Source organism: Cohnella caldifontis (assembly GCF_029360585.1).
Classification (GTDB): domain Bacteria; phylum Bacillota; class Bacilli; order Paenibacillales; family Paenibacillaceae; genus Cohnella; species Cohnella caldifontis.
In genome coordinates, this window is sequence record NZ_JAQZSJ010000019.1 from 59,927 (window position 1) to 77,607 (window position 17,681).

At 60.1% G+C, this 17,681-nt stretch carries 12 protein-coding genes; 7 read left to right on the forward strand and 5 right to left on the reverse strand.

The genetic code is table 11. The annotated features are described in order from the left end of the window. Positions 1–6: 6 nt before the first annotated feature. The 4 genes from mtnA to PTZ19_RS20860 form a co-directional block, all read right to left on the reverse strand. Positions 7–1,080: an S-methyl-5-thioribose-1-phosphate isomerase gene (gene mtnA / locus PTZ19_RS20845; RefSeq protein ID WP_276357467.1), complete on the reverse strand. Its 1,074-nt coding sequence runs from the start codon at positions 1,078–1,080 to the stop codon at positions 7–9. A gap of 22 nt (positions 1,081–1,102) precedes the next feature. Continuing rightward, positions 1,103–2,314 (reverse strand): S-methyl-5-thioribose kinase, encoded by a 1,212-nt coding sequence (gene mtnK / locus PTZ19_RS20850; RefSeq protein WP_276357470.1) that lies wholly within the window; start codon positions 2,312–2,314, stop codon positions 1,103–1,105. 178 nt (positions 2,315–2,492) lie between these two features. After that, positions 2,493–4,493, reverse strand: coding sequence for a glycoside hydrolase family 15 protein (locus PTZ19_RS20855; RefSeq protein ID WP_276357473.1), 2,001 nt, complete (start codon positions 4,491–4,493; stop codon positions 2,493–2,495). Between the two features lie 4 nt (positions 4,494–4,497). After that, positions 4,498–5,523 carry a LacI family DNA-binding transcriptional regulator gene (locus PTZ19_RS20860; protein ID WP_276357476.1) on the reverse strand — a complete coding sequence of 342 codons (1,026 nt, stop codon included), beginning with the start codon at positions 5,521–5,523 and terminating at the stop codon, positions 4,498–4,500. A gap of 438 nt (positions 5,524–5,961) precedes the next feature. Between PTZ19_RS20860 and PTZ19_RS20865 the strand changes: the two genes are divergently transcribed. From PTZ19_RS20865 to PTZ19_RS20880, 4 genes are all read left to right on the forward strand, one after another. Continuing rightward, complete coding sequence (locus PTZ19_RS20865; protein ID WP_276357479.1) at positions 5,962–7,290, forward strand: sugar ABC transporter substrate-binding protein; 1,329 nt, start codon at positions 5,962–5,964, stop codon at positions 7,288–7,290. Positions 7,291–7,369: 79 nt separating this feature from the next. Then, on the forward strand, positions 7,370–8,662 hold the full coding sequence (locus PTZ19_RS20870) for a carbohydrate ABC transporter permease (RefSeq protein ID WP_276357483.1): 1,293 nt from the start codon (positions 7,370–7,372) through the stop codon (positions 8,660–8,662). After that, positions 8,659–9,489: a sugar ABC transporter permease gene (locus PTZ19_RS20875; RefSeq protein WP_276357485.1), complete on the forward strand. Its 831-nt coding sequence runs from the start codon at positions 8,659–8,661 to the stop codon at positions 9,487–9,489. Before PTZ19_RS20870 ends, PTZ19_RS20875 begins: the two co-directional genes overlap by 4 nt. Next, the gene (locus PTZ19_RS20880; RefSeq protein WP_276357487.1) at positions 9,486–11,090 is read left to right on the forward strand and encodes an alpha-amylase family glycosyl hydrolase; all 1,605 of its coding nucleotides are present in this window, start codon (positions 9,486–9,488) and stop codon (positions 11,088–11,090) included. Before PTZ19_RS20875 ends, PTZ19_RS20880 begins: the two co-directional genes overlap by 4 nt. Positions 11,091–11,367: 277 nt before the next feature. Here PTZ19_RS20880 and PTZ19_RS20885 read toward each other — a convergent pair whose 3' ends face one another. Beyond that, positions 11,368–13,128 carry an alpha-glycosidase gene (locus PTZ19_RS20885; protein WP_276357490.1) on the reverse strand — a complete coding sequence of 587 codons (1,761 nt, stop codon included), beginning with the start codon at positions 13,126–13,128 and terminating at the stop codon, positions 11,368–11,370. Positions 13,129–13,414: 286 nt separating this feature from the next. Between PTZ19_RS20885 and PTZ19_RS20890 the strand changes: the two genes are divergently transcribed. The 3 genes from PTZ19_RS20890 to PTZ19_RS20900 all read left to right on the forward strand — a co-directional run bounded on the left by PTZ19_RS20890 (position 13,415) and on the right by PTZ19_RS20900 (position 17,659). Further along, on the forward strand, positions 13,415–14,098 hold the full coding sequence (locus PTZ19_RS20890; protein WP_276357492.1) for a response regulator transcription factor: 684 nt from the start codon (positions 13,415–13,417) through the stop codon (positions 14,096–14,098). After that, the gene (locus PTZ19_RS20895; RefSeq protein WP_276357495.1) at positions 14,091–15,443 is read left to right on the forward strand and encodes a sensor histidine kinase; all 1,353 of its coding nucleotides are present in this window, start codon (positions 14,091–14,093) and stop codon (positions 15,441–15,443) included. Before PTZ19_RS20890 ends, PTZ19_RS20895 begins: the two co-directional genes overlap by 8 nt. A 149-nt stretch (positions 15,444–15,592) precedes the next feature. After that, positions 15,593–17,659: a multicopper oxidase family protein gene (locus PTZ19_RS20900; RefSeq protein WP_276357499.1), complete on the forward strand. Its 2,067-nt coding sequence runs from the start codon at positions 15,593–15,595 to the stop codon at positions 17,657–17,659. Positions 17,660–17,681: the final 22 nt, after the last annotated feature.

The following is a 17,681-nucleotide window of genomic DNA, read 5'->3' on the forward strand; positions in this document are numbered from 1 at the left end:
CCCGGCTCAGCCCGGTTGGAACAACCGGCGAAGATTTTCGCCGTAAGGAGCCCGGACGATCCCTTTCTCCGTGACGATCGCCGTGACCAGCTCGTGCGGCGTTACGTCGAACGCCGGGTTATAGACGGCGACGCCTTGCGGGGCGGTGCGTTTGCCGAAGCCGGCGGTCACTTCGTCCGGGTGGCGTTCCTCGATCGGAATGTCGGCGCCGGAAGGCGTCGACAGGTCGATGGTGGAAAGCGGACAAGCCACGTAGAACGGGATCCCGTGGGCTTTCGCCAGCACGGCGACGCTGTACGTGCCGATTTTGTTGGCGACGTCTCCGTTGGCGGCGACCCGGTCCGTTCCGACGATGACGGCTTGCACCCAGCCCTTCGACATGACGTGGCCGGCCATGTTGTCGGTGATCAAGGTGACGTCGACTCCCGCGCGGTGCAGTTCGAAAGCCGTCAACCGCGCGCCCTGGAGCACGGGACGGGTTTCGTCCGCATACACTTTCAGCCGCATGCCTTTCTCGAGCGCCAGGTAGAAGGGGGCAAGGGCGGTCCCGTACTTGGACGTGGCCAGCCCGCCCGCGTTGCAATGGGTCAGCACGCCCATGCCGTCCTGGAACAGGCTCAGCGCGTGTTCCCCGATCCGGCGATTCGTTTCTTCGTCTTCGGCCTGGATGCGGCGGGCTTCCGCCAGCAATGCGGCGGCGGCTTCGTCCGTGGTCCTGCCCGCTTCGGCCAACGAAGCGGCCAGCGCTTTCATCCGGTCCAGCGCCCAGAACAGGTTCACCGCGGTGGGGCGGGACGTGGCCAGATACTCGGCGTGCCGCCGGACCTCTTCCGCGAGTTCCTCGGCGCTCCCCTCGAAATGCTGGATGCCGAGCACGATGCCATAGGCGGCGGCGATGCCGATCGCGGGCGCTCCCCGAACCTTCAATTCGCGGATCGCCTCCCACACCTCCTGCGGCGAGTTCAGGGTCAGGTAGACGATATGCTCGGGAAGCTGCCTTTGATCCAGCAGCTTCACCGCTCCGTCCGACCAAATCACGGGCTGCAGCACTTCGTGCTGCTGCGGCTGCGTTTCGTTCATGTTGCCTTGCACCTGTCCTTCCTTAGCCTTGAGCCGCTGCGGATTCCGCGATCTCGATCAGTTCGCCGATGCCGGCGGCCCGGCGGTTTGTCTTGATGAGTCCCGTGCCGATGGCCAGCGCCGTTCTCTGCGCGACATGGCGCACTTGCGCATCCGGGATCGTGTCGATGTCGGCCACGTGGGCCAAGCCCACGATTCTGCGGACCATTTTGCAGCCCGCGAAGCCGAACGTGTCTTGAAGCAGCCGCCGCATGTAGTCGTCTCGGTAGCCGGGAGTGCGCGCCAAGCGATCCACGCCGTGAGCCTCCCACAGCTCGCGGAATTTGCGGTCGAACGAAGTCAAGACGTCACGGACGGTGTCCAGCAAATACTTCCGACGCAGCCGGCGCGCCGATTCGTCCTGGGACCAATGGATTTGCGCGGAATAGTTCAGCAGCAGGTTGCCGATCACCGCGCCGATATCGAAGCCCATCGGGCCGAAGTAGGCGAATTCGGGGTCGATGACTTTCGTCGATTCCGGGGTAATGAAGATGCTTCCGGTATGCAAATCCCCGTGAAGCAGCGCCTGCGCGTGCGTCAGGAACTTCTCGCGGAGCAGCGCGACCTCCAAATGAAGTTCCCCGTCGTTCCACAGCGCTTCGGCGTCCGCCTGCAAATGCGCGTCGAAGCTGTTGTTCGGGGAGTTCGTGTACGGATCGTCGAAAATGAGGTCTTCGGTGATTTTGCACAGCTCCGGATTGATGAAGGATTTCACGAGGTTCTTCTTTTCCTGCTGGTTCATGCCCAGGTCGGAAGTGAAGAACAGCGTGCGGGCCAGAAACTCGGAAATGTGCTCCGCGAATTTCGGATAAACGCCGCCTTCGATCAGCCCTTTGCGCATGATGACGTGGTCGCTCAGGTCCTCCATGACGGTCAGCGCCAGATCGGCGTCGTACCGGTAGACCGTCGGCGTCAAGCCCGGCGCCAGCTTCCCCTCGAGGATCAGCGCTTCGCTTTCGATCCGGGAACGGTCCAGCGTGAGCGGCCAGGACTCCCCGACCACCTTGGCGTAGGGCAGCGCCTGCTTGAGAATGAGGCTGGCTCCCGTCGCCGGCTGCTTGACGTGGAACACGAGGTTCAGGTTGCCGTCGCCGATTTCCCGGCATTCGACCGGCTTGTCCGCTTGCAGGACGTTCGGCACGGATTTGGCGATTTCGATCGCTTCCTCCACCGTTAGAGGATGATACTGGCTCATATGCAACCGCCTTTCGCCGGGGGATCCCCGTTTATTCATACCTTATCGCTCGGATAAGTTTTTGTTCTTCCGATAGTATAAAGCAATTCCCGGTACGTGGAAAGGGCGCGGGGCGCGTCCCAAGTCCCCCTGAATCGGAAAGAAGCCCGCGCGTGGCGCGGGCCGTTGGATGGAGACTTCAGGCATTCGCCGCGCGCGGGCGGCCGGTCGGCGCGGAGCGCGCTTCCGCCGTCAGGTGGACGGCAAGAATGAACATCGCGTGCGACCAAGTGAGCGGAACGACCCAGGCGGTGCCGCCGCTCGCCTTGTCGACCTGTTCGGGCAGCAGGCCGGTCTTGGTGCGGTGGTTCGCCGCCCAATCGACCAGTTTCTCGGCTTCTTCCGGCTGTCCAGCCAACGCCCGGAACTGGGCGAGCCATAGCGTCGTAAGAATCCATGGATTGCCGCCGATGTAGGGATCGTCCTCGTACCGCTTGATGCCGCCGACGCCGGGAACGGTAAGCGCGCGTTCGACCGCGTCCGCCGTGCGCCAAGCTTGCGGATGATCGGGCGGGACGACCCCGAACGGAACGGATACGCCGAGCAGGCTGACGTCCACGACCGGATCGAAGGCAAGCCGGAAACGCGGGTACCCTTTGGCGTCCCTGGTCTCCGACGCTTCCTTGCCTTCGGCCCTCGCCCGTTCGTAACTGTCCCTATCTACGGCGAGCTGAAGGCCCCGGTAGTAGACGCCGTTCTCTTCGTTCCAGCAGAGCGTCCGCACGGTTTCCCCGATGCGATCCGCCGCGCGGTTCCAACCTTCGCCGAGTGAAGGTTCGCCCGCAAGCGCGGCCATCTCGGTCGCCGCCTTCAATCCGGCGTAGACCGCTGCGGAAGAATACGTGTGCTGGCCGAACCGTTCCTCCCATAAATCCCGGCTGGCGTTCGGAAGCCCGTTCGAGGCGTCGATTTCGCGCGTCAAATAATCCGCGCCTTTGCGGACGGCCGGCCACGCCGCGCGAAGAAAACGCTCTTTCCCTCCCGCGTCCGGAAGCGCCCGGTAATGCTGGAGCATGCCCCAAAGGATGGAGGCGCCTTCGTCGATCTGCAGCCCCCAGGAAGGCGCAAGCCGCCCGTCGTGGTAGTGGCGCTGCTGCCAGGCCCCGTCTTCATCTTGAGCGGTCAGCGTCCACTCGTAGAACCGGGTGGACAACCCGTGAAGTCCCGCTTTGTCCAGGGCCGTCGTGATGAAAGCGGCGTCCCGCCCCCAGCAGTAGCCGTACCCGCCGCAGCGGGTGTAGAATTCGTCGAATTCCGGCGCGGCGATGATGCTGCCGGTCAACTCGTCGGCCATCAGCTTGATCGCCAGCAGCGAACGCTCGTATAGTTCGCGCAGGTCGGCCCGGTCGGACGGGCACGGAGCGGCCGAATCCACGAAAGCCTTCCAATAGCCCGCCGTGCGTTCCCGGAGCGTATCCGGGCCCGCCGATTTGGCTTTCCGCAACGCGGCCAGCGAATCTTCCAGGCTCCGGCCCGCCGCCAGGTAGACGGTCAAACGCGCCGCACCGCCGGGCGCCACGTCTTCGAAAGCCCACTCCATCGCGCCGTCAGGCGCCATGTTGATGTCGGATCCGTTTAAGCCGCCGGCGTTCGCCTGCTCCCACGCGTATCCGGATTGGTAAGCAGTGCATACGTTTGCACTCGAGACCGAAAAAAAATAATCCCGGTGGAAATGGACGAGGGCGTCGTCGGCCGGTCGGAATTCGGTCGTTTGGTAGGTCGACATTTCCGCGGCCTTGATCGAAGAATAAAAAACGAACTGAAAGGACGCCGGCTCGGTTCCCGTGTTCGTAAACCGGTAATCGAATACGAGCGCGTCTTCGCCGGGAACCGCGTACAGTTCCCATTCCGCGCGGATCGGCACGCGAGGGGACTCCGCGCGCGCGGCGAATATATTCGTTCCCGGCACGTAGGAAGATTCATGGCGCCACCCGTCCTCGGCGCCGTCGAACCAAGTGGCGCGCCCGTCACCGCCGGCCAATCGCAGACCGCTTCGGATCCGGTCCGCATGCTGGGGGTAATCGACGTGCGGCCACCAGAAGCGGACGATTCGTCCCGTGTCCAGCACGGATGCGAGAAAACGGGAGTTGCCGATCACGGCGTCGACCAAGTAAGGCTTGTTGACCAAGTCTGGTTTCATGTTGTCAGCTCCAATTGCGTTTTAGATTAAGGGAAGATTCCCGAACGATCAACCGGTGCGGCACGATCGTCCTGAGCGGCAGGGGATGATCGTCCTGGATGGCCCGAATCAACTGCTGGGAGGCCATGTAACCGAGTTGGTAAATGCCGATGTCGACGCTGCTGAGCGGCGGAGATGAAAGCTCGGCCAGCGCGATGTTGTTGAAGCTGACAAGGCTGAGATCATCGGGCACGCGGTAACCGAGCTCATTCAGACCGCGCAAAATGCCGAACGTGACGATGTCGTCGATGACGACGAGGGCGGTTGGCCGTTCAGGCAGGTTCATCAGATAAGACATCGCGCGATAGCCGCTTTCCTGCAGGAATTCGCCTTCCACGATCCATTCCGGCTGCATCGGCAGCCAGTGGCCGTTCATCGCTTTGCGGTATCCTTCCAGCCGGTCGATCGACACCGTCAAATGGGGAGGGCCGCTCACGAAGCCGATGCGCTCGTGTCCTTGCGCGATCAAATGCTGGGTCGCGTCGAATGCCGCCTGTACGTTGTCATTGTCGACGCACAATATCTCCTCTTCGGAATGGCCGATCAGGACGAACGGAAAACCTTCGTTCCGGAGGAAGGCGATGATCGGATCGTTGCGCCGGGATTGCAGCAGGATGATGCCGTCCACGCGCCTTCCCTTTACAAGGCGGGTGACCGCGGTCAATTCTTCCGCTTCGGAATGCCCGGCGGTCATGAGCAGATCGTAACCGTTGCGGGAAGCTTGCGTCGTGATCCCGCGGATGTTCTCGGCGAAAAAATGGTTCTGGAACAGTTCTTCCGCCGGCCGCGGCAGCACCATGCCGAGCGTGTACGTCTTGTTGGATACGAGACTGCGGGCCATGACGTTCTGATGATAGCCGAGTTCTTCCATGATGGTCTTGACCTTCCGGGCCGTTTCCTTGCTGATCCTCGGGTGGTTCGATAAGACGCGGGACACGGTGGAGGGGGAGACCCCCGCTTTTTTGGCCACATCTTTAATGGTGATCGGCATGCTGCGGATTCGTCCTTTTTTTGTCAATTGATATCGCCATCGTAACGCAAGCCGCATGGGAAGTAAACGCATACGTTTCCCTGATTGTGCCACACGTTGCACACCGCCACAACTTCATCATTCATTAGAAAAATCGAGAAACGAAGAGATTTCGCGTGATATAGGGGGGATTTATGATCAATTTAGGTTAGTGCAAACGTTTTACTATTTGGCGAAATGGCGTATGATATGGCTGTATCCAAAAGCGCTTTCAATTGGCTTGTTCCAGATTCGAAACGGCGGATTCGGGGGAAAACGGGACGATTTCGAGGTTTTTCGCGAAATTGGTACAAACGTTTGCATCACCCGGGAAGCCGTTTTGGAAAAGCGGAGGTTGCCGTATGCGCTTAGGAAGAGAGGAAACACCATTATGGAACCGGAGAGGGGTACTCAAGTTTTATGAAAAGATCGAAATGGCTTACGGTGACCTTGGTATTCGCGCTCGCGTCGGTGATGTCGGCATGCGGATCCAACAAATCCGACGAGGGAGCTTCCGCTTCCCCGAGCGCCAGCGCTGCCGCGCCCAGCGAGAGCGCGCCGGCATCCACAGCGGCGGCGTCCGAAGACGAAGTGAAGCCGGAAGAGGGCGCGAAGCTGGTCGTATGGTACTCCGCCAGCGAGAAAGCGCTGATCGACGAAGCCGCTAAAGCATTCAAAGAGAAGTACGGCATCGATGTCGAATACCAGGACGTAGGTCCGGACAAATCGATCGAAAAAATCATCACGGACGGCCCCGCGGGCGTAGGCGCCGATGTGTTCCTGGCCGTGCACGACCGGCTTGGCTCCGCCGTTCAGGCAGGCGTCGTTCTCCCGAACGACCTGCACGAAGAAGAATCGAAAGCGAACAACTCGCAAAAAGCGGTAGACGCTTGGACGATCGACGGCCAGCTGTACGGCTACCCGATGTCGGTCGAGACGACGGCGGTCTTCTACAACAAAGACCTCGTGCCGAACGGCGCGGCCCCGAAAACGTGGGACGAAGTCATCCATTTCGCGAAAACGTACAATGACGCGAATGCGAAAAAATACGCCTACATGTGGGAAGTCGGCAACGGTTACTGGAGCTGGGGCTATTTCGGAGGATACGGCGCTTACGTATTCGGCAAAGACGGCAGCGACGGTTCCGACATCGGCCTGAACAAGCCGGAAGGCGTGGAAGCGGCCAAATTCTTCGAGAGCCTGCACGACATCCTGCCGATCAAGGCCGCGGACATCAAAGCCGACATCAAAACGAGCCTGTTCACCGAAGGCAAACTGGCCATGAACGTCAGCGGACCTTGGCAGACGCAAGAGTTCATCAAAGCCATGGGCGACAAAGTCGGCGTAGCGGAATACCCGACGCTGCCGAACGGCAAGCCGATGATGCCGTTCTCCGGCGTGAAAGGTTTCCTGGTCAACGCCTACACGAAATACCCGATCGCGGCGAAACTGTTCGCCGAGCTGGTATCGTCCGAACAATTCCAGCAGAAAAACTTCGAGCTGTTCGGAAGCCTGCCGTCCAACAAGAACGTGGCGGCAAGCGACAAAGTGACGAGCGATCCGTTCGCGAGCGTATTCCTGAAGCAGTTCGACAATTCCACCCCGATGCCGAAAATCGCGGAAATGAACGCTTTCTGGTCCACGCACGAAGCGGCGCTCAGCTCCCTCTGGAACGACCAAACGGATCCGCAGAAGACGATGGACGAGTGGGCGAAGAAAATGTCCGACGCCATCGCCAGCAGCAAATAATCGATTTCGATACGGCAATCCCAACCTTCACCCGCCGGCCGACGGCGGGTGAACGGTTTCAGGAAGGAGACGGGTCCGCTTGAAGCGACACGCAGCGGCGGCAGGTTGGCTATCGGCGTTATGCGCGGGCTTGGGACAATGGTACAACCGGCAATACGCCAAAGGATTGCTGCTGGTCCTGATCCATGCGGCGGGCATTTACCTGATCGCGGCCAAGCTGTCCCCATATTTGAAAGGCCTCTACACGCTTGGGACGAAGGGGCAGCACCTGGAGAAGGTCGGGAAAATCAGCAAGATGGTTCCCGGGGACCATTCCATTTTCATGATGATCCACGGCGTCATGGCGGCGCTCGTGGCGGTGCTTTTCGTCGTTATCTACATTCTGAATATCCGCGATGCCGTGGCGGTCGGCCGCAGACGCGAGCTGGAGAAGGACCCGAGAAGCCTGAACAGCTCCGTGTTTCCCTGGATGCTGCTCGCGCTGCCGATCATCGGCGTCGTGTTTTTCACGATCATGCCGATCGTGTTCACGTCGCTGATCGCCTTCACCAACTACGCTTCGCCCAATCATATTCCGCCGAAAAACCTGGTCGACTGGGTCGGCTTCGCCACGTTCCACAAGCTGTTCAACCTGAACGTCTGGAGCAACACGTTTTTCGGCGTGATGACCTGGACTTTCATTTGGGCGGTGCTCGCGACCGTCACTTGCTATTTCGGCGGCATCCTGGTCGCCTTGCTGATCAACCAGCAAGGAGTCCGCTTCAAAGGCTTCTGGAGAATGCTGTTCATTATCCCGTACGCGATTCCGCAATTCGTGTCCCTCTTGATCATGCGGAACATGCTCAACGAGAAGTTCGGACCGATCAACCAATATTTCCGCGCGTTCGGGCTCGAGGGGCTGCCTTGGCTGAACGATCCGATCTGGGCCAAAGTTTCGGTTATCGTGGTCAACATGTGGATCGGGATCCCGGTGTCGATGGTGCTCGTCATGGGGATTCTGACGAACATCCCGAAGGATCTGTACGAAGCCGCGGACGTGGACGGGGCGTCTCCCTGGATGAAGTTCCGCAACATCACCCTGCCGTACGTGCTGTTCGCGACCGCGCCGATCCTGATCACGCAGTTCGCGGGCAACATCAACAACTTCAACGTCATTTTCCTGCTGACCGGCGGGAATCCCGCGACGATGGCTTACAACAACGCGGGAGAGACGGACCTGCTCGTGACCTGGCTGTATAAGCTGACGCTCGACTTCAACCAATACAACATCGCGGCGGCCGTTTCGATCCTGATCTTCCTGTTCATCGCTACGCTGGCCATCGTGATGTACCGGAGAACAAGGTCGTTCCGAGAGGAGGACATGATCCAATGAAGCCCAGGTTGGTGCTCAGCTACGCGCTGCTCGTTCTGATCGGATGCGCTTGCCTGTATCCGGCGCTGTGGACGGTGCTGTCCTCCTTCCGGGTCGGGAACTCGCTGTTCAGCGACCATTTCATACCGACCAAGTGGACGCTGGACCATTACCGGGACTTGTTCCGGGACCGCGATACCCGCAGCATTCCGTACGCTACCTGGTACCTGAACACGCTCAAGGTGTCGACGGTAAGCATGGTGCTGGGAACGCTGATCCAGCTGCTGACCGCGTACGCGTTCTCCCGTTTCCGCTTCAATGGCCGTAAATCGCTCATGACGGTGACGCTGATTCTCGGCATGTTTCCCGGGTTCCTCAGCATCATGGCGTTGTTCGTCATCTTCAACACGCTGAATCTGCTCGACACCCAATGGGCGCTGATCATCGTGTATTCCGCCGGCGCGGCGCTGGGCATGTTCGTGGCCAAAGGCTTCTTCGACACGATCCCGCGCAGCCTGGAAGAGGCGGCCCGGATCGACGGGGCCAGCCATATGCGGATTTTCACGAACATCATCCTGCCGCTGTCGCGTCCGATCATTACCTATATTTCGCTGACGACGTTCGCCGGCGCGTGGGTGGACTTCATTTTCGCCCGGATGATCCTGCGGACGCCGGAAAAATGGACGCTGGCGGTCGGGCTTTGGAACATCATCGACGCCTATAACAGCACGGAATTCACGTTGTTCGCCGCGGGCTGCGTGCTGGTCGCCATTCCGATCACGACCCTGTTCATGTACACGCAGCGGTTCCTCGTCGACGGTTTGACGGCGGGCGCGAGCAAAGGATGAGCCGGTCGCGGCGGAGACGGGCGGCCGCTGGTTTGGCGGCGGCGCTGCTGGGCGGGGCGCTGGCGTCCTGTTCGGGGGCGAACGGCGGGGATGGGCAAGCTTCTTCCGAGTCGCACGTATACTATGAAATCTTCGTGCGTTCCTTCGCCGACTCCAACGGAGACGGCATCGGCGATCTGAACGGCATCACGGCCAAGCTGGATTACCTGAACGACGGCAAGCCGGGTACCGGCAACGACCTCGGCGTGGACGGCATTTGGCTGATGCCGATCAACCCGTCGCCTTCCTACCATGGCTACGACGTCACGGATTACGAGAACGTGAATCCGGATTACGGCACGATGGAGGATCTGAAGAAGCTGGTATCGGAAGCGCACAAACGCGGGATCAAGGTGATCATGGACCTGGTCGTCAACCATACCAGTTCGCAGCATCCTTGGTTCGTCGATTCGGCTTCCGGCAAGGATAGCGCGTTTCGGAACTGGTACGTCTGGGCGGAAGACGCCGGCCGGGAGCCTTCGGGGTCGAGCGCCGCAGGGGCTTCCGAGGCGTGGCACCTGAAGAAAGGCAGCCATTACCTCGGGATCTTCTGGGACGGGATGCCGGATTTGAACTTCGACGAGCCCGCCGTTCGGCAGGCCGTGATCGACGCAGGCAAGTTCTGGCTGGAGTCGGGCATCGACGGCTTCCGCATCGACGCCGCCAAGCACGTTTACGAGAACTTGAACACCGACAAAAACCAGAAGACGCTGAACCGGAACGTCGCATGGTGGCAGGAGTTCCGCCAGGCGATGCAGAAGGTCAAGCCGGACGTCTACATCGTCGGCGAAGTCTGGGATTCCACCGCCCGGGTGGGACCGTTCCTGAAAGGGATGGATTCGGCTTTCAACTTCGACCTGGCGGCGAACCTGATCGGGGCGGCCCGGAACGAGAGCGCTTCGAACGTGGGCTTCACGCTGTCGCGGATCCATGAGTTTTACGGGAAACATTCGGACGGCAAGTTCGTGGAAGCGCCGTTCCTGTCCAACCATGACCAGACGCGGGTGATGACGGCGCTGCAAGGCAACGCGGACCATGCGAAAATGGCGGCGTCCCTGCTGCTCACGATGCCCGGCAACGCGTTCGTGTATTACGGCGAGGAACTCGGCATGACCGGCGCGAAGCCGGACGAGCGGATCCGCGAGCCGTTCCCCTGGAAGCGGGCCCCCGGCGCTCCGGAGGAAACGACGTGGGAGCCGGCGACCGGGCGCGGAGACGGCTCGGTTTCGGTGGAAGCGGAGGACGGGGCTGCCGATTCCTTGCTGAACCGATATCGGGCGCTGATCGGCTGGAGGCAGAAGGACGCGGCGCTCCGCGGCAACGCGATCGGCGAATACGAAGTCGGGAACAAGTCCGTCATGGCTTACACGCGCGGCTCCGGCGAGGAAAAACGGCTGGTCCTGCACAACCTTTCGGGCAAGCCGCAATCGGTGGAGATCGCCGCGACGAAAGCGGAGCCGACCGCGTTCGCGAAAGTTCTGTTTACGACGGACGAGTCGGCCAGGCTCAAGGGCGGAATGCTTGAACTCCCTCCATATACAAGCGTCGTGCTAATGCCGTAAGCAGCGACTTTATCGCCGCGAAAAACCCCGCAAACCGGAAATGTTTCCGGCTTGCGGGGTTTTCGATTGCGCGCGGCGCGCGCTGCCTGCTGGCTCGGGCGACCTTCTTCAGCTGGATGAGGTACCAAGGTGCACTTGAGATGTTGCGAACTCCGGCTTTCCGGCTCTTCAGGTGCCATAATGCACCTTATTTTAAGGGAAAAACCCATTTTCTTGATTACCGAGGGATATGAAGTGCACTTTGATCATATGGCGTCGTAGGACAAGGAAAGCCGTCTTAACCAAGCCGCACGATCGCATACCCCAGCGGCGGCATCGTAACGTGAAGCTTGCGCCCGCGAAGCTGAACGGCGGCTCCGTCGCCGAAAATCGTGCGTGCCTCCGCCGGCTTCCCGCCGTCCGGCAACGCCAACTCCAGCGAAACCTTCCGTTTGCCCGCGTTCAAAGCGATGACGAAACGTTCGCCGTCGGCTTCCCGAAGGTAAGCGGCGGCGGTCCGGCCTTCCTCGGCGCTCAGCCATTCGAAGCTTCCGTCCCGCAGCGCCCGATGGGAGCGCCGCAGCCGCGTCAACCCCGCGAAGAAGCCGAACAGCTCCCGATCCTGCTTCGTCTCGTCCCACTCCATGCATTTGCGGCAGCCCGGATCCTGCCCGCCGTCCATGCCGATTTCGTCGCCGTAGTAGATGCAAGGGGCGCCCGGCATCGTGAACTGGATCACGGATGCCAGCCGCACTTTGCGCTTATCCCCCTGGCTCAGGGTCAGCAACCGGGGGGTGTCATGGCTGCCCAGCAGGTTGAACGAAACTTCCGTCGCCTGCTGAGGGTAAGCCGCCAGCAAGGAGCCGGCCAGATCGGCGAACCGTCGGCTGTCGCGGGTCCCCCGTACCGCGTAATCGAGAATCGCTTCCGTCAGCGGATAATTCATGACCGCGTCGAATTGGTCGCCGCCCAGCCAGGGCAGCGAATCGTGCCAGATTTCCCCCAGGATGTAGGCGTCCGGCTTCGCGGCTTTCACGACGTCGCGGAATTTCCGCCAGAACAGGTGATCCACCTCGTTGGCCACGTCCAGCCGCCAGCCGTCCACGCCGATCTCCTCGATCCAGTACCGCGCGACTTCGAGCAAATACGCCTGAACGTCGGGGTTTTCCGTATTCAGCTTCGGCATGTGAGGCTCGAAGGCGAAGGCGTCGTAGGTCGGGACGCCATCCCTCACTTCGAGCGGAAACGACTTCACATGGAACCAATCCGCGTACGCGGACGCCGCCCCCTTTTCCAATACGTCCAAGAACGGCGCGAACGTCCGCCCGCTGTGGTTGAACACGGCGTCGAGCAGCACGCGGATCCCGCGCGCGTGGCAGGCGGCGACCAGCTCTTTCAACTTTTCGTTCGTCCCGAATTGAGGGTCGACCTTCAGATAATCGCGCGTATCGTATTTGTGATTGGTCTCCGCTTCGAACAGCGGGTTGAAATAAATCGCGTTCACACCGAGCCGTTCGAGATGGTCGAGATGGTCGATGACGCCCTGCAGGTCTCCGCCGAAAAAGTTCGCCGGCGTCGGCTCCCCGCCCCAAGGCAGCGTGCCCTCCGGATCGTTGGAAGGGTCGCCGTTGGCGAAACGCTCGGGAAAAATTTGATAGAACACGGCGTCCTTCACCCAGGAGGGCGGCTCGAATACGTCGGCCGGATTGAGGAACGGAAATTCGAAATACAGGTTGGGGCTCGCGGGCTCCGCGGCGTGGAACCCCTGTTCGTTCAGCCAGCAGGACTCTCCGGCGGATATCAGGCGGAATCCGTATTTGAGCCTGCGGTATTTCGGCCGGACGGCCGCCTGCCAATAATCGAACAGCCCGTCGCGCGCGAAAACGCGCATCTCCGTTACGGCGTGCCCTTTGTCATGCCATTCGTACTTGTCGCCGTGGATCAATGCCACGCGTTCGACGTCGTCCCGTTTCGTGCGGATCCGGACGTGCACCGTCTCCCGATCGTACGCGTAAGACCAATTGTTTTTCGGACGATGGTATACCGCTTCTTCGAACATGCATCGAATCCCCTTTCCGGTATGAACGGAGGCGCCGCGGGCAGCAAAAAAGGCACAACCCCGCGCGAAACGCTCCGAGGTTGTGCCTGCCTTCTTCAAGGTCAGGACAGCATGGCCTTCAAATTGTACTTTCATTATATTAGATTCGGGTCTGGGAGAAAAGCGGAAATCGCGAATTCCGGCTTAGCGTTTGCACCCCCATTCGACGTATAATAGGGTTGGAAAATAAGCCAATAATTGATCGATTCTTATGGCAATGCAGGGTTTTGCGGGCGGAGGGATAGCCATGACGAACGTGCTTGTCGTTGAAGATGACGCGAATATGCTGGAAATGATTTTATTCGTATTAAGCCGCGAAGGATATCGGGTTAACGGAGCCGTGAACGGTCAAGAGGCGCTGGAAGAAATGGAAAGATCGCCTGCGGACTTGGTCGTGCTGGACGTCATGATGCCCGTGATGGACGGGTGGGATTTGTGCCGCGAGCTGAGGCTCCTCAACCCCGAGCTGCCGATCATCATGATCACGGCCAAGCACGAGACGAGCCAGAAGGTGAAAGGATTCGGCTTGGGCGCCGACGATTACCTGGTCAAGCCATTCGATCCGCAGGAGCTGGTGGTCCGAATCAAAGCGGTGCTGCGCCGGTACCGGATCGCGGCCGACAAGAGAGTCGACTTGGGCAGTCTCAAGCTGGACCGGCTGCGGGGAACCGTCTCGGTCGGGAGCGACAATTGGAATTTACCGCTCAAGGAATTCGAGCTGCTCTATCAGCTCGCGAGTTATCCCGGGCAGATCTTCCTGCGGGAGCAGCTAATCGAAGCGGTGTGGGGGTTCGATCACGAAGGGGACGAGCGGACGGTCGACGTGCATGTCAAGCGGCTGCGGGAGCGGTTCGCCGCCTATGCCCATCTGTTTCGCATCGTTACGGTTCGCGGTCTCGGTTACCGATTGGAGATGGAATGCGATGATTAAAAGCTTGAATTTGAAAATTTTACTGATCTTTATCCTAGCTTTAACGATCGGGTTCGCGATCTCCGTTCCGATTACCGTGTATTTGTTCAACAACCCCATCACGCAATCCATTCAGAACGAGTACGGGATTCGAAGCGGGTTGTTGGAGGATGTGTATGCCCGGTTGTCGCCGACGGAGCGCGGCCCCTATCTGAAACAATGGTCCGAGAAACAGAACGTTTCCCTATGGATCTACGATCGGAACGGTTTGCGCTACGCGTATGGCCGAGCAACGAAGCCTAACCTTACCGACGAGGATATCCACCGCATTCAGCAGGGAACCGAAGTCGCGAAGCGAACCTCCGTCCTGCCCTTGCCGACGAGCTTGGACTTAGGATTTCCTTTACGAACGGCGGATGGGCAGCTGGCGCTCGTCATCCATCCGGAGAGCTCCGATACCGATCTCGTACTCGCCGTTATCGGCGCGTTCATTCTCATTGCGCTCGTCATCGGCAGCTTCAAGTTCATTATTTTTACGAGAGTCGTGGTGAAACCCTTGAAAGCCTTGACGGCCGCGACCCGGAAAGTGGCCAAAGGCGACTATAATATCGTTCTCCAGACGAAAAGCAAGGATGAACTGGGCATCTTGTCGGAGCAATTTCAGCAAATGGCCCGCGAGATCAGCCAGGTCGAAAGAATGCGGCAGGAGTTCGTATCCAACGTGTCCCACGAAATCCAAACCCCGCTGGCGTCCATCTCGGGCTTTGTCTCCATCCTGCAAAAAGAAGGCCTCGATGAAGCGGAGCAGCTGCGTTGCCTGGACATTATCCGCCAGGAAAGCATCCGGCTGTCCCGGCTCAGCGAGAACATGCTCAGGCTGGCCTCGATCGATTCGAGCCGTTATCCCTTCCACCCGTCGACCGTTCGGCTTGACCGGCAGCTGCGCCGCATCGTCGTGGCCTCGGAGCCGCAATGGGCGGCCAAACGCTTGAATATTCGCCTCGAGCTGCCCAAAACGTCGGTTCATGCGGACGAAGACCTGCTGAGCCAGGTATGGCTGAATATTTTCGGCAACAGCATTAAATTCACGCCGGAGGGCGGCGACATTACGATCGAGCTTCAGCCTGGAATCGGCCGAATCGGAGTCGTCTTCCGGGATACGGGAATCGGCATCGCCGAAGAAGACCGCAAACGCGTCTTCGAACGGTTTTACATGGCCGATAAATCACGCAACCGCGAAGCCGGGGGGAGCGGGCTTGGTCTCGCGATCGTGAAACTCGTCGTCGAATTGCACAGCGGCTCGGTCGAGATCGACAGCGCCGTCGGAAAAGGGACGGCTGTCACCGTCTTTCTGCCGGCCGTGTAATTCCCCAACAAATCGAATATCCGATCGAACGAAAAGGTGGACGATCCGTCCGCCTTTTTTACATTTAATTCCAATTAGTTCAAATTACGTTCATTTAGCATGGTTAGGATCGGTTGCGAGATCGGAATTCCACGAGGAGGAAAGGGTATATGATCTGGGTATTCGTTCAGTTTGCGTCGACGATCGCATTGGCCGTCGTTTCGGGAATCGCCGCCCTATGCGCAAGTCGAGTCTACCATGCGCCAACGAAAGGAAAATCGTATTCCCGTCTGCGGTCGTCGCTCGTTTGGATGGGAATCGGTGGACTGGTTTTCGTCGTGAAACTGACGGCGGTTGTCGTCCTGACGGCTTCCGATGAAGTGTTTACCGAAGACAAATGGACGATGCAGCTGCCGATGCTGGCGATCCCCGCCGCGGCGATCGTCTGGTTCTCGGTTCCGGCGGCCAGGGCGATTCGGGCGGCAGCGGCCGTAAAGTCGAAGGAACCGACGGCATCCCAGGATCGGCTGGCGGCGGCCGCGCCGCGCTGGGTATGGCCGGTCCAGGCATGGTTCACCGGCTCGCTGCTGTCGGTGCTCCAGCAGCTCTTCATCGCCGAATGGCCGCTCCGAATCGGAACGGTCCTCGAGGTGTGGTTAGTATACGCGGCGGCCGTCTATCTGTTATGGATTCGCGCGAAAAGCCGTTACCGCCGCTTCAACGAGACCGGAACGCCGCAAGGGAATCGGGCCTTGCGGCTGTCCCGGAAAGGCGGGGTCGTCCTGGCGGTCGTGCTCGCTGCCGCCTTATGGTTCATGCTCGGAGCGCAGGCGAGCCGCGTGCCGGATCGGATGAGCATGGCCGGCCATGAGCACGCGCACGGGCACGCGATCGACGCCGCCGCGACCACGCCGTCGGTCAGCTTCGCCGGGTTGACCGGACCCCGGACCGGGAAGCCGGATCGGTCTTTTACCTTGGAAGCGAAAAAAACGACGGTTACGCTGCCCTCGGGGGAGAGGAAAGAAGCGTGGACCTTCAACGGACAACTGCCGGGACCGGAATTGCGCGTGAAGCAAGGAGATTTGGTCGAGGTCACCTTGATTAACGAAGACGTCGACGCCGGTGTCACCGTCCATTGGCACGGCGTGGACGTTCCGAACGCCGAAGACGGGGTCGCGGGTTTGACGCAAGATGCCGTCATGCCGCGGCAGAAGCACGTCTACCGCTTCATCGCCGATCAAGCGGGAACGTATTGGTACCATTCCCATCAGCAGTCGTCCAAGCAAGTGCGGATGGGATTGTACGGCGTCTTCGTCGTGGAGCCGGACGCGGCGCCGCCGCGGAAATCGGCGGATCTGGCGGTCGTCTTGCATGACTGGCAGACGGAGAACGGAACGTCCGTGACGTTGGGCGGACTGAACCGGCTGCAGCGCAAAACGGCGGATCCCGGATCGCTCGTGCGGCTGAGATTCGTGAATGCGGGTAACCTTCCGGCCCCGATTTACGTCACGGGCACTCCGTTTCAAGTGGCGGCTATCGACGGCACCGACATTCATGACCCCGCGGAACTCACGAATACCCGTCTGGATTTGGCGGCCGGAGGAAGATACGACGTAACGTTCATGATGCCGGATGCGGCGGTCGGCATTTCGCGGCAGACCGGGCCGTTCTCCCAAGAAGGCAACGTTCTCGTGATCAGCCCGTCGAACGAGGGGATGCCGCCGGACGCCGTTAAAGTCCCCGTCTTTGATCCCGCTTCTTACGGAACGCCCGCAAAGACGGAGTTCGGTCCCGATACGCGGTATGACCGGAGTTACAAGCTTGTCTTCGATAATCGGCTCGGCTTTTACAACGGGCGGTTTACGTTCGTGCAGACGATCAACGGCCGCGTGTTCCCGGATGCGCCGATGTTCACGGTCCGCGAAGGCGATCTTGTCAAAATGACGTTCGCGAACCGCGGCTTCGAAGATCATCCGATGCATTTGCACGGCCACCATGTCCAAGTGCTCAGCCGCAACGGCAAGGCCGTCGCCGGCAGTCCATGGATCGCCGATACGCTGAACGTAGGACCCGGGGACACGTACGAGGTGGCTTTCGCGGCCGACAATCCCGGCATCTGGATGGATCACTGCCACAACCTCGACCACGCCGCCGTCGGGATGTCCGCGCACCTTGTCTACGAAGGCGTCTATTCCCCGTATGAAATCGGCAGCGCGACCGTCAACCTGCCGGAGTGAGGATAACGATCTGCGATAGGGG

What these genes read in the sequence shown, in the direction of transcription:
- mtnA (WP_276357467.1), bottom strand. Translation starts at nt 1,080, where the DNA reads ATGAACGAAACGCAGCCGCAGCAGCACGAAGTGCTGCAGCCCGTGATT.
- mtnK (WP_276357470.1), bottom strand. Translation starts at nt 2,314, where the DNA reads ATGAGCCAGTATCATCCTCTAACGGTGGAGGAAGCGATCGAAATCGCC.
- PTZ19_RS20855 (WP_276357473.1), bottom strand. Translation starts at nt 4,493, where the DNA reads ATGAAACCAGACTTGGTCAACAAGCCTTACTTGGTCGACGCCGTGATC.
- PTZ19_RS20860 (WP_276357476.1), bottom strand. Translation starts at nt 5,523, where the DNA reads ATGCCGATCACCATTAAAGATGTGGCCAAAAAAGCGGGGGTCTCCCCC.
- PTZ19_RS20865 (WP_276357479.1), top strand. Translation starts at nt 5,962, where the DNA reads ATGAAAAGATCGAAATGGCTTACGGTGACCTTGGTATTCGCGCTCGCG.
- PTZ19_RS20875 (WP_276357485.1), top strand. Translation starts at nt 8,659, where the DNA reads ATGAAGCCCAGGTTGGTGCTCAGCTACGCGCTGCTCGTTCTGATCGGA.
- PTZ19_RS20880 (WP_276357487.1), top strand. Translation starts at nt 9,486, where the DNA reads ATGAGCCGGTCGCGGCGGAGACGGGCGGCCGCTGGTTTGGCGGCGGCG.
- PTZ19_RS20885 (WP_276357490.1), bottom strand. Translation starts at nt 13,128, where the DNA reads ATGTTCGAAGAAGCGGTATACCATCGTCCGAAAAACAATTGGTCTTAC.
- PTZ19_RS20890 (WP_276357492.1), top strand. Translation starts at nt 13,415, where the DNA reads ATGACGAACGTGCTTGTCGTTGAAGATGACGCGAATATGCTGGAAATG.
- PTZ19_RS20895 (WP_276357495.1), top strand. Translation starts at nt 14,091, where the DNA reads ATGATTAAAAGCTTGAATTTGAAAATTTTACTGATCTTTATCCTAGCT.
- PTZ19_RS20900 (WP_276357499.1), top strand. Translation starts at nt 15,593, where the DNA reads ATGATCTGGGTATTCGTTCAGTTTGCGTCGACGATCGCATTGGCCGTC.